The sequence below is a fragment of the Streptomyces sp. NPDC040718 genome (assembly GCF_055593565.1).
In genome coordinates this window covers 34,653-45,768 of the sequence record NZ_JBVIXO010000011.1, presented here as the reverse complement: position 1 = coordinate 45,768, position 11,116 = coordinate 34,653, and the positions used below count along the sequence as shown (strand labels likewise).

Sequence of the window (11,116 nt, the reverse complement as noted above, 5' to 3'; positions counted from 1 at the left end):
GCCATGGCCGACCTGCAGGATGAACCCCACTCCGTGGGCGTCGGAGCCGAAGACGTCCCCGCCCCCGCCATCGCGGGCGGCGCCCTGGACCGCGCGGCATCGCTGCTCGCCGTCCACCCCGTCGCGGACGGGTGCAACACCCTCGTCTGGACCCTGCGCCAGAGCCCGTACCACGACATCGACACCCCGGACACCGGCGTCGACACCGACATCCCCCGGCTGCGCGCCGGAGGGGTGGGCGCCCAGTTCTGGACGCTGCTCGTGCCCTCGGGCCGTCCGCGCGCGGACGCCGCCGCCGACCAGGTGGTGTCCGACACCCTCGAACAGATCGACGTGGCGCGGTCCCTGCTGCGCCGCTATGCCGACAGCCTGTGCCTCGCGCTGAGCGCCGACGACATGGTCGACGCCCGCAACCGGGGCCGGATCGCCTCGTTCCTGGGCCCCGTTCCCGGCAGTACGCTCACCGACTCCCTCGGCGCGCTGCGGGCCTTCCACGCGCTGGGCGTCCGCATCCTCGCCCCCGCGGGCGCCCCCTGGGCCGAGGAGGGCCTGACGGCCTTCGGCCACGAGGTGGTCAAGGAGGTGAACCGGCTGGCGATGCTGCTGGACCTGACGGGCTGCCCGTCGGCCGCGGCCTGCCAGCTCGCGGCGGCGTCCAAGGCGCCGGTGATCATCTCGAACACGGGGGCCGCCGCCCTCACCCCGCATCCGGGCAACGTCACGGACGAGGTGCTGCTCGCGCTGCGGGCGGCGAACGGACTGGCGATGGTCACCTTCGACACCGCGCGGACCGGGGACTCCCTGCACGCGGTGGCCGACCACCTGGACCACGTACGGGCCATCGCGGGCCCGGAGGGCGTCGGACTCGGCGCGGCCTTCGGCGCCGAACGGGGCGGCCCCCGCCCGACCGGCCTGACGGACCCGTCGGGCTACCCGCACCTGATCGCGGAACTGCTGGAACGCGGCTGGCCGGAATCCGACGTGGCCCTGCTGACCTGGGGCAACGCCCAGCGGGTGCTGCGCGACGCGGAGTTCACGGCCCGCGCCGCCCAGCACCGCAGAGCGCCCTAGAGGGAGGCCGTGGCCAGTGCCCGCTTCGGCAGGACGGTGGCCTTCCACAGCCGGATGCCGGACCACACCGTGGCGTAGAGCAGGAGGCCGTTGCGCGCGCACAGCAGGATCGTGCCGAGCGTGCTGTTGGTGAGGATGTCCGAGCCGTACCAGACCGGGAAGATCAGCGTGGTCAGCGCGTTGGCGGCGATGAGCAGCCAGGCGATCGGACGCTGGGTGGTGTTCCTGGAGGTCAGGCATACGGCGGCGAGACCGAGCAGCCAGATCATGTACTGCGGGCTGATGACGCGGCTGGTGACCGTGAAGACCATGATCGCGCAGAGCGCGGCGTCGAAAGGCGTCGCGCTCGACCAGCGGTTGGCCCTGACGCGCCACAGCAGGAGCAGCAGGAAGCCGGCCACGGTCAGGCCGAGCGAGGCCCGCGCGATGCTCGACACGTACGGGCCGACGTACTCGAAGGCGCCGTACTGGAAGTTGATCTTCCCGGGCCACAGGTCCAGGAGGCGGGCCGCCATCAGCGCGGAGCCGCCGAGGGACTCGACCTGAACGCCGCGGTCGCCCTGGTTGCCGAGGAAGCCGAGCGTGTCGCGGAACAGCACCGCGAAGACGGCGAGCAGCGCGGCGCAGGACAGCGCGGCCGCGACGAAGGCGTCCCGCGTCGACTTGCCGCGCGGGGTGCCGAGCAGGGTGAGCAGCGGCCACACCTTGACCATCGCGCCGATGCCGGCGATGACCCCGCCGACCTTGGGGCGGTTGCGCAGGGCGAGCAGGGCGAAGACCGCGAGCAGGGTGACCTGGATGTCGTAGCGGGCGAACGGGGTCGCCATCATCATCGGCAGCGTCACCAGCCACACCAGGGCACCGGCCATGCTGCCGTCGCTCCTGCGCGCCGCCCGGACGAGGCCGAGCAGGACCACGCCGTCGCACAGCACCGTCAGGGCCACGAAGGCCTGGAAGTAGGTGAGGAAAGGCAGCAGGTCGGGCGAGAGGAAGATCGCCGCGGCGGCCGGGGGGTACTGCCACATGATGTCGTTCTGCGGCAGCGTCCACGTGACGAGGACGTTGTACCAGTTGTGGTAGGTCGCGGTGACCTCCACGCGTACGACGTTCGAGCTGAAGAAGTCGTTGACGAGCATCCAGAGCATCGCGGCCCGGCTGGCCAGCCAGAACCCGGCGATGCCGAGCAGGGCGCCGCGTCCTCGCATGGCGGCTTCGAAGGATGCCCGCCGGCCACGCGTGGCGGGTGCCGCCGTCGCGGATGCGGTCGGGTTGGCTGGGGGGCTGCTGGTCGTGGTCATCGGCGCAGAGTCTACCCAGTCATTTATTCCACTTTTTTGACTGAGATCCTTCAAAACTGGGTAAGGATGAACGCCCTGCCCAACCCGCAGGCCCCTCTCATCGCTTACGCCTGCGGCCGTCCCATGGCCCGGTACGTCCAGCCGGCCGCGCGCCAGCGCGCCGGGTCCAGGGCGTTCCGCCCGTCCCCTTCTTGACGCGGTCCTCGCACCGCTCGGCGCCGGGGCGCCTCGCGGGCTTCGGACCGCTGCACCGGACTCCGCCCGGTGAGGTGGGGCTCGGGGTTACGCCTGCGGCCGTCCCATGGCCCGGTACGTCCAGCCGGCCGCGCGCCAGCGCGCGGGGTCCAGGGCGTTCCGCCCGTCCAGGACGAGGCGGTCGGTGACGACCGAGCCGAGCTCGGCCGGGTCGAGGTCGCGGAACTCGCGCCACTCGGTGAGGTGCAGGACGACCTCGGCGCCGCGGGCCGCCGCGAGCGCGGAGTCCGCGTAGCCGAGGGTGGGGAAGACGCGCCGGGCGTTGTCCATGCCCTTGGGGTCGTAGACGGTGACCTGGCCGCCCTGGAGGTGGATCTGCCCGGCGACGTTGAGCGCGGGGGAGTCGCGGACGTCGTCGGAGTCGGGCTTGAAGGTGGCGCCGAGGACGGCGACCCGCTTGCCGAGGAAGGAGCCGCCGACGGCCTCGCGGGCCAGCTCGACCATGTGGCCGCGGCGGCGCATGTTGATGGAGTCGACCTCGCGCAGGAAGGTCAGCGCCTGGTCGGCGCCCAGCTCGCCGGCGCGGGCCATGAAGGCGCGGATGTCCTTCGGCAGGCAGCCGCCGCCGAAGCCGATCCCGGCCCGCAGGAACTTCGAGCCGATCCGCTCGTCGTGGCCGATGGCCTCGGCCAGCTTGACCACGTCGCCGCCCGCGGCCTCGCACACCTCCGCCATCGCGTTGATGAAGGAGATCTTGGTCGCCAGGAAGGAGTTGGCCGCCGTCTTGACCAGCTCGGAGGTCGGGAAGTCGGTGACCACCAGCGGGCTGCCCTCGGACATCGGGGTCTCGTACACCTCGCGCAGCACCTTCTCACCGCGCTCCCCCCGGACGCCGATGACGATCCGGTCGGGGTGCAGGGTGTCCTGCACGGCGAAGCCCTCGCGCAGGAACTCCGGGTTCCACGCCAGCTCCACGTCCGCGCCCGCCGGGGCCAGCTCCGTCAGCTTCGCGGCGAGCCGCGCCGCGGAGCCCACCGGCACCGTCGACTTGCCGACCACCAGCACGGGCCGGGTCAGGTGCGGGGCCAGCGACTCGAAGGCCGCGTCCACGTACGACATGTCGCAGGCGTACTCGCCGTGCTTCTGCGGGGTGTTCACGCACACGAAGTGGACGTCGCCGAACTCGCCGAGCTCCTCCCACGACTGCGTGAACCGCAGCCGCCCGGTGGATCCCGGCAGCCCCGCCACGTGCCGGGCGAGCAGTTCCTCCAGGCCCGGCTCGTACATCGGGGCCCGGCCGGCCTCCAGCATCGCGATCTTCTCCGGGACCACGTCCAGGCCCAGCACCTCGAAGCCGAGTTCCGCCATGGCCGCGGCGTGGGTGGCGCCCAGGTAGCCGGTACCGATCACGGTGATCTTGAGGGGGGCCATGGATGCTCCAGAGGTGCGGGGCCGTTTGCGGCCCCCGAGCATAGTCGGGCGGGTCCGGGGGGACGTTCCCAGGAGCATCCGGCTGTCACGCAGCTCACGTACGTGCCACATATCGCTGTACGGACGCCGGGAACTAGAATTTGGGTTACTTAACGGTAGTTAGCATCCCGCGCCGCGCGTGCGCCAGCCACACACGGCTGTCGGCGCCCCACGGCGCGTGACCTTGGGGAGTGAGAGATCTTGGCGGGTTCTGCCGACTTCGACCTGTACCGCCCGGCCGAGGAGCACGACATGCTCCGAGAGTCCGTCCGCGCGCTCTGCGAGGCGAAGATCCTCCCGTTCGCGGCCGCGGTCGACGAGGAGGCCCGATTCCCGCAGGAGGCCCTCGACGCCCTGGTCGCCAACGACCTGCACGCCGTCCACGTGCCCGAGACCTACGGCGGCGCCGGCGCCGACGCCCTCGCCACCGTGATCGTGATCGAGGAGGTGGCCCGCGTCTGCGCCTCCTCCTCCCTCATCCCGGCCGTGAACAAGCTCGGCTCGCTCCCGGTGATCCTCTCCGGTTCCGAGGAGCTCAAGGCCAAGTACCTCGGCCCGCTGGCCAAGGGCGACGGCATGTTCTCCTACTGCCTCTCCGAGCCCGACGCGGGCTCCGACGCGGCCGGGATGAAGACCCGCGCGGTCCGCGACGGCGACTTCTGGGTGCTCAACGGCGTCAAGCGCTGGATCACCAACGCGGGCGTCTCCGACTACTACACGGTCATGGCCGTCACCGACCCGGAGAAGCGCTCCAAGGGCATCTCGGCCTTCGTCGTCGAGAAGTCCGACGAGGGCGTCTCCTTCGGCGCCCCGGAGAAGAAGCTCGGCATCAAGGGCTCCCCGACGCGCGAGGTCTACCTCGACAACGTCCGCATCCCCGCCGACCGCATGATCGGCGCCGAGGGCACCGGCTTCGCCACCGCGATGAAGACCCTCGACCACACCCGCATCACCATCGCCGCCCAGGCGCTCGGCATCGCCCAGGGCGCCCTGGACTACGCCAAGGGCTACGTCCAGGAGCGCAAGCAGTTCGGCAAGCCGATCGGCGACTTCCAGGGCGTCCAGTTCATGCTCGCGGACATGGCCATGAAGATCGAGGCCGCCCGCCAGCTGACCTACGCGGCCGCCGCCAAGTCGGAGCGCGTCGACTCCGACCTGACGTTCTTCGGCGCCGCCGCCAAGTGCTTCGCCTCCGACGTGGCCATGGAGGTCACCACGGACGCCGTCCAGCTCCTCGGCGGCTACGGCTACACCCGTGACTACCCGGTCGAGCGCATGATGCGCGACGCCAAGATCACGCAGATTTACGAAGGCACGAACCAGGTCCAGCGGATCGTCATGGCCCGCAACCTGCCGTAGCGCAGCCCGGCCCGTACGCGTGTGAAAGGCCCCCGCATCCGCCGGGGGCCTTTCCGTGCGCCCTCCTTTGTAACGATTCCGATCCAGCGGGCGGCCGGCCCGCGAGCACGAGCCCCCGGCGGGCCGCCGTGCCCCCCTCGCGGGGGAGGCGCCCCGACGGGCCGTGCGGCCCGCGGCGCGCGGCCGGATGTCGCGGGCGGGGTTTCGCCGCTGAGCAGCGCCTCTTCGGCCACGCGGCCCGCGAGCCGTACATATAGAGGGGACGGACGGGCCCCCGCGCATGCGCAGAGTGAGGAAGCCGCCGTAACCGGAACGTTGCCGGACGCGGCCCGCCCGGCCCGCCTCCGGGCTTTGCACCGCCCGGGATGGGCTAACTTTGAAGCTTCGTACGCCCGAACCGGTTGGGGAGAGAACAAAATGACGGAAGCGATCCTGCTGGTCGGCGGGCAGGGGACGCGACTGCGCCCCGTGACGGTGAACACCCCCAAGCCGATGGTTCCGGCAGCGGGCGTCCCGTTCCTCGCCCACCAGATAGCCAGGGCCGCCGCCGCCGGTGTCACGCACATCGTGATGGCCACCTGCTACCTCGCCGAGGTCTTCGAGCCCTACTTCGGCGACGGTTCCGACTTCGGCATCACCCTCGAATACGTCGTCGAGGACGAGCCGCTGGGCACGGGCGGCGCCATCCGCAACGCCGCCGAGCGCCTGACGGGCGGCCCGGACTCCCCGGTCCTCGTGTTCAACGGCGACATCCTCACCGGTCTCGACATCGCCGGCCTGGTCGAGTCGCACCAGGCGGCCGACGCCGACGTCTCCCTGCACCTCGTGCGCGTCGAGGACCCGCGTGCCTTCGGCCTGGTCCCCACCGACTCCGAGGGGCGGGTGCTGGCCTTCACCGAGAAGCCGGAGACCCCCGAGGAGATCATCACCGACCAGATCAACGCCGGCTGCTACGTCTTCCGCCGCAGCGTGATCGACTCCATCCCGGCCGGCCGCGCGGTATCCGTCGAGCGCGAGACCTTCCCGGGCCTGCTCGCCTCCGGTGCCAAGCTCCACGGCGTCACCGAGGACACCTACTGGCTCGACCTCGGCAAGCCCGAGTCCTTCGTCCAGGCCTCCGCCGACCTGGTGCGCGGCGTCGTCGCCTCCCCGGCCGTGCCCGGCCCGCGCGGCGAGGCCCTCGTGCTCCCCGGCGCCGAGGTGGCGGAGGGCGCCAAGCTCTCGGGCGGTACCGTTGTGGGTGCCGGCGCCCGGATCGAATCGGGTGCTGTCGTCCAGGGCTCCATCGTGCTGGACGGCGCGATCCTCGGCGCGGACACGGTGGTGAGCGCCAGCCTCATCGGCGCAGGCGCCTCGGTGGGTACGCGCACGGTGGTGACGGGCGCGGTCATCGGCGACGGTGCCGTCGTGGGGGCTGACAACGAACTTCGCGCAGGGGTGCGGGTGTGGTGCGAGGCCGAACTGCCCGACGCCTCCGTCCGCTTCTCCTCCGACCGGTGACCAACTTCAGTGAGGCACAACCTGTGATAGGCGAGCAGCAGACTCCCCGCGCGACCGACGTCGCAACCACGAAGCTCCCCGACACCTGGGCGGACACGCCGCTCACCGTGGTCATGCCCACCTACAACGAGGCGGGCAACCTTCCGGGCATGGTGGAGCTGCTCATGGGTCTCGACCAGCCGGGCCTGCGCCTGCTGGTCGTCGACGACTCCTCGCCCGACGGCACCGGCAAGATCGCCGACGAGCTCGCCGAGGGCTTCCTCACCGAGGACGGCAAGCCCCGCATGTCCGTCCTGCACCGCACCGCCAAGGACGGCCTCGGCCGCGCCTACGCGGCCGGCATGGCCAAGGCCGTCGAGGACGGCGCCGAGTACGTGCTCCAGATGGACGCCGACGGATCCCACCCGGCCGGCAAGATCGCCGAGATGCTGGGCGTCGCCCGCTCCACCGGCGCCGGTCTCGTCGTCGGCTCCCGCTACGTGCCGGGCGGGACCCTCTCCGACGCCTGGGGCGCGCACCGCAAGCTGCTCTCCCGCTGGGCCAACGCGTACGCGAGCACCATCCTGGGCACCCGCGTCCGCGACATCACCGGCGGCTTCAACCTGTGGAGCGCCGACGCGCTCAAGGCGATCGACCTCGCGTCGATCGGCAGCGCCGGCTACAGCTTCCAGGTGGAGATGAAGTTCAAGGCCCTGCGCCGCGGCTTCCAGGTGATGGAGGTCCCGATCCACTTCGAGGACCGCACCGTCGGCGAGTCCAAGATGAACCTGGCCGTCCAGCTGGAGTCCATCGCCATGCCGTGGAAGCTCCGCGCGGCCGCCGGCAAGAAGAAGTAGCCGCACCCGGTCGTACGGAAGGGGCACCCCCTCGGGGGTGCCCCTTCCCGCGTACTCAGCCCCGCGCGGCCGGCCCGCGCTCCAGGAAGCGCTTGAGCCGGCCCGCCGCGGGCCGCTCCACGAACCGCTGGATCAGCCAGGACGCCAGCAGCATCACGGCCATCGACGACAGCAGCAGCGTCCACGGCTCGACGTCCCGGTGCCACTGCCTGAGCAGGGTCACCCCGATCTGCTGGTGCAGCAGGTACAGCGGGTACGACATGGCCCCCGCGACCGACAGCCAGCGCCAGTCGACCCGGTCGAGCCATCCCAGCGCCACGGCGGCCATCACCAGGTAGCACAGGGTCACGACGAGCAGGCACATCTCCCAGGACAGCCGGTCGCCCTTGACGGTGTTCCACTGGACGATGTCGTTCAGCCAGCGCTGCATCAGCAGCCAGGAGAACACCAGCAGCGCCCACGGCTCGCCGGCGCGCGCCCCCTCACGGCGGATCAGGTAGAAGCAGATGCCCGAGATGAACAGCGGCGAGTAGTTCGGGTTCGCCAGCACCTGGAGCACCGGCAGCCCGGAACCGGGCGCCAGCAGCGAGGCCACCGTCCAGATCCAGCAGAAGTTCAGCACCCTGCGGTACGTCAGGCCCGTCCACGCGACCACGGCGAAGATCAGGTAGAAGCGGACCTCGGACCACAGCGTCCAGTACGAGGCGTCCATCGGCGAGCTGCCCAGCGGGGTCTGCACCATCGTCAGGTTGGTGAGCACCTGGCTCAGCCCCGGCCCGGCCCCGCCGAAGGGCTTCTGGACGGCCAGCATCACCCCCATGGTGACCAGTACGCAGAACCAGTACGCGGGCCCCAGCCGGATGACCCGGCTGCGCAGGTAGCCGCCGAGCGGCCGACCCCAGGCCGACATGCAGATGACGAAGCCGCTGATCATGAAGAACAGCTCGACGCCCATCCAGCTGTACCGGCCGACCATCGTCAGCCAGCCGAAGGCGTCCCGCCCCCACACCTCCTGACGGGTGTAGTGGTGCACCAGCACCAGCACCGCCGCGAGGATCCGCAGCCCGTCCAGTACGCGAAGCCGGGGCGGCCGCGCGGCCGGCGGGGTCCCCTGCCCCGGCCGGAAGGACGGCACAAGGGGGCGGTCGCCGTCCTCCCGTCGGTCTTCGAGGACGCGCGGGGACGGATGCAGGGACATGGAGGCTCCACGGGCAGGCGGACGCGTGCCCGAATTTCTTACGGCCGCGCCGGTTCACGGGCCCAATCGCGCCTTCCCCCCGGGCGTCTGGGCCGCAACAGTCTTACGAGAAAACCGGCGGGCTGTCCACAGGCCGTGATCGAGCGAACACCGGCCCCTCACCCGTTCGGCGGCCGGACCACTGTCCGGCCACCGGCCGGTCACTGCCCCTTGACGGTCACCTTCTGGTCGTTCTGGATCTCCTTGACCAGCTGCTGCACCTTCGCCTTGTCCCAGACGAGGTTGCCGCCGCGCTGACCGGAGATCGGCATGTTCATCGACACGCCGTCACCGCCGCTGATGCCCTTCATCGCGAAGAACATCTGTCCCATGTCCCACAGCCCCATGTCCTTGTCCACGATCAGCGTGTCCAGGCCGGCGCCCATGACCGGGTAGAGGGAGAAGGGGTTGAGGACCGTGCCCGGGGTCGCCGCCTGGCTCGCGAGCGCGGAGAGGAACTTCTGCTGGTTCTTCGTCCGCTGGAGGTCCGACTCGGCGAAGGCGTACCGGGTGCGGACGAACGCCAGCGACTGCTCGCCGTTGAGGGTCTGCTTGCCCGCCTTGAAGTCGGCGCCCGACTTCTCGTCCTTGAAGGCCTGCTCGATGTCCAGTTCCACCCCGCCGAGCGCGTCCACGATGTTCGCGAAGCCGGCGAAGCCGATCTCGGCGTAGTGGTCGATGCGCAGGCCGGTGTTGAACTCCACCGTCCGCACCAGCAGCTCCGGCCCGTCCTCCGCGTACGCGGCGTTCAGCTTGACCCGGCGGCCCTGCGAGGGGAACTTCTTGCCCGACTGGGAGCCGACGAAGGAGGGGATCTCCACGTCCGAGTCGCGCGGCAGCGAGATCATCGTGTTCCCGCTGGAGCACTTCGCCAGGATCATCATCGAGTCGGTGCGCTTGCCCTCGGCGGAGCCCGTGTGGAGCTTCTTCTTCTCCTCGTCGGACATCCCCTCGCGGCTGTCGGAGCCCACGATGAGGTACGTGGTGCAGTCGCCCTCCTTCGGGCGCTCGATGACCTTCGACAGGTCGACCTCGCGGCGCACCTGGGAGTCCGCCCAGAAGTAGGTGCCGATGCCGGTCACGAGGAGCACGGAGACCACCGCGATCGAACCGATCTTGATCCGCTTGCGCCAGTCCGGGGCCGGCCCCTGCGGACGGCCGGGCCCGCCCGGCGGACGCTGCCCCGGGCCGCCGGGGCCCGCGGGGCGGCCGTAGACCTGACCGGTGTTGTAGCCGCTGTCGAACGCGGCGTCGGGCCCCTGTGTCTGCTGCGGCGGCACCCCGTACCCCGGGCGGCCGCCCGGCGGCGGGGACTGCGGCGGAACCGGCGGACGCGCCGGGCGCTGCGGCTGCCGCTGCTGGGGCTGCCGCTGGACGTGGCGCATCCGCTGCGCCCCGTCCGGCTGCGCCTGCCCGCTGCCGCGCCCGTACCCGTCATCGCGGCGGCCCCGCGCGTCGCGCTCGCCGTACCCGTCCCAGTCACTCATGCGGACAAGGATGCCCGCCCGGGAGCACCGCCCGACACCCCGGTCCATGCTTCGTACCGCGCCTGTTGCACACCTGATGCCTACGGGGGGCACTTAAGGTGGCTGTATGACACAGATACCGGACGCACCCGAGGGCAAGCCGATCTCGGCGTCCCGGACCACCCTCAGCCACATCATGACGGCCAACGACACCAACCTGCTCGGCACCGTGCACGGCGGCGTGATCATGAAGCTGGTGGACGACGCGGCCGGCGCCGTGGCCGGACGCCACTCCGGCGGGCCCGCCGTCACCGCCTCCATGGACGAGATGGCCTTCCTCGCCCCCGTCCGCGTCGGCGACCTGGTCCACGTCCGGGCGCAGGTCAACTGGACCGGCCGCTCCTCGATGGAGATCGGCGTACGCGTCCTCGCGGAGCGGTGGAACGAGTCCACCCCCGCCACCCAGGTCGGCAGCGCCTACCTCGTCTTCACGGCGGTGGACTCCGACGGCAAGCCCCGCCAGGTCCCGCCCGTGATCCCGGAGACCGAGCAGGACGAGCGCCGCTACCAGGAGGCCCAGATCCGCCGCACCCACCGGCTCGCCCGCCGGCAGGCGATCACCGAGCTGCGTCAGCGGCGGGCCGCCGAGGGCCTCGACGACTGAGTTCCGGGTGTGGAGTCGGC

At 71.2% G+C, this 11,116-nt stretch carries 9 protein-coding genes; 5 read left to right on the top strand and 4 right to left on the bottom strand.

Translation table 11 applies throughout. From position 1 onward, the window contains the following. Window positions 1-3: 3 nt before the first annotated feature. On the top strand, window positions 4-1,071 hold the full coding sequence (locus ACZ597_RS25260) for a membrane dipeptidase (RefSeq protein WP_471334221.1): 1,068 nt from the start codon (window positions 4-6) through the stop codon (window positions 1,069-1,071). Here the strand turns inward: ACZ597_RS25260 and ACZ597_RS25255 are convergent. Together ACZ597_RS25255 and ACZ597_RS25250 are read right to left on the bottom strand one after the other, a co-directional pair. Beyond that, on the bottom strand, window positions 1,068-2,276 hold the full coding sequence (locus ACZ597_RS25255; protein WP_471334218.1) for a glycosyltransferase 87 family protein: 1,209 nt from the start codon (window positions 2,274-2,276) through the stop codon (window positions 1,068-1,070). The two genes, ACZ597_RS25260 and ACZ597_RS25255, sit on opposite strands and share 4 nt — an antisense overlap. Before the next feature lie 375 nt (window positions 2,277-2,651). Further along, window positions 2,652-3,995 (bottom strand): UDP-glucose dehydrogenase family protein, encoded by a 1,344-nt coding sequence (locus ACZ597_RS25250; RefSeq protein ID WP_471334215.1) that lies wholly within the window; start codon window positions 3,993-3,995, stop codon window positions 2,652-2,654. Between the two features lie 240 nt (window positions 3,996-4,235). On the opposite strand from ACZ597_RS25250, the gene ACZ597_RS25245 reads away from it, so the two are divergent. From ACZ597_RS25245 to ACZ597_RS25235, 3 genes are all read left to right on the top strand, one after another. Beyond that, window positions 4,236-5,393 (top strand): acyl-CoA dehydrogenase family protein, encoded by a 1,158-nt coding sequence (locus ACZ597_RS25245; RefSeq protein WP_365146144.1) that lies wholly within the window; start codon window positions 4,236-4,238, stop codon window positions 5,391-5,393. A gap of 417 nt (window positions 5,394-5,810) precedes the next feature. After that, on the top strand, window positions 5,811-6,893 hold the full coding sequence (manB, locus tag ACZ597_RS25240; RefSeq protein ID WP_471334205.1) for a mannose-1-phosphate guanylyltransferase: 1,083 nt from the start codon (window positions 5,811-5,813) through the stop codon (window positions 6,891-6,893). Between the two features lie 23 nt (window positions 6,894-6,916). After that, entirely contained in the window at window positions 6,917-7,729 is an 813-nt protein-coding gene (locus ACZ597_RS25235) for a polyprenol monophosphomannose synthase (RefSeq protein ID WP_471334680.1), read from the top strand. A gap of 55 nt (window positions 7,730-7,784) precedes the next feature. Here ACZ597_RS25235 and ACZ597_RS25230 read toward each other — a convergent pair whose 3' ends face one another. Together ACZ597_RS25230 and ACZ597_RS25225 are read right to left on the bottom strand one after the other, a co-directional pair. Further along, on the bottom strand, window positions 7,785-8,927 hold the full coding sequence (locus ACZ597_RS25230) for an acyltransferase family protein (protein WP_471334201.1): 1,143 nt from the start codon (window positions 8,925-8,927) through the stop codon (window positions 7,785-7,787). Between the two features lie 200 nt (window positions 8,928-9,127). Then, window positions 9,128-10,453 carry an LCP family protein gene (locus tag ACZ597_RS25225; protein ID WP_471334196.1) on the bottom strand — a complete coding sequence of 442 codons (1,326 nt, stop codon included), beginning with the start codon at window positions 10,451-10,453 and terminating at the stop codon, window positions 9,128-9,130. Window positions 10,454-10,559: 106 nt separating this feature from the next. On the opposite strand from ACZ597_RS25225, the gene ACZ597_RS25220 reads away from it, so the two are divergent. Beyond that, window positions 10,560-11,096 carry an acyl-CoA thioesterase gene (locus ACZ597_RS25220; RefSeq protein ID WP_471334193.1) on the top strand — a complete coding sequence of 179 codons (537 nt, stop codon included), beginning with the start codon at window positions 10,560-10,562 and terminating at the stop codon, window positions 11,094-11,096. Window positions 11,097-11,116 lie beyond the last annotated feature (20 nt).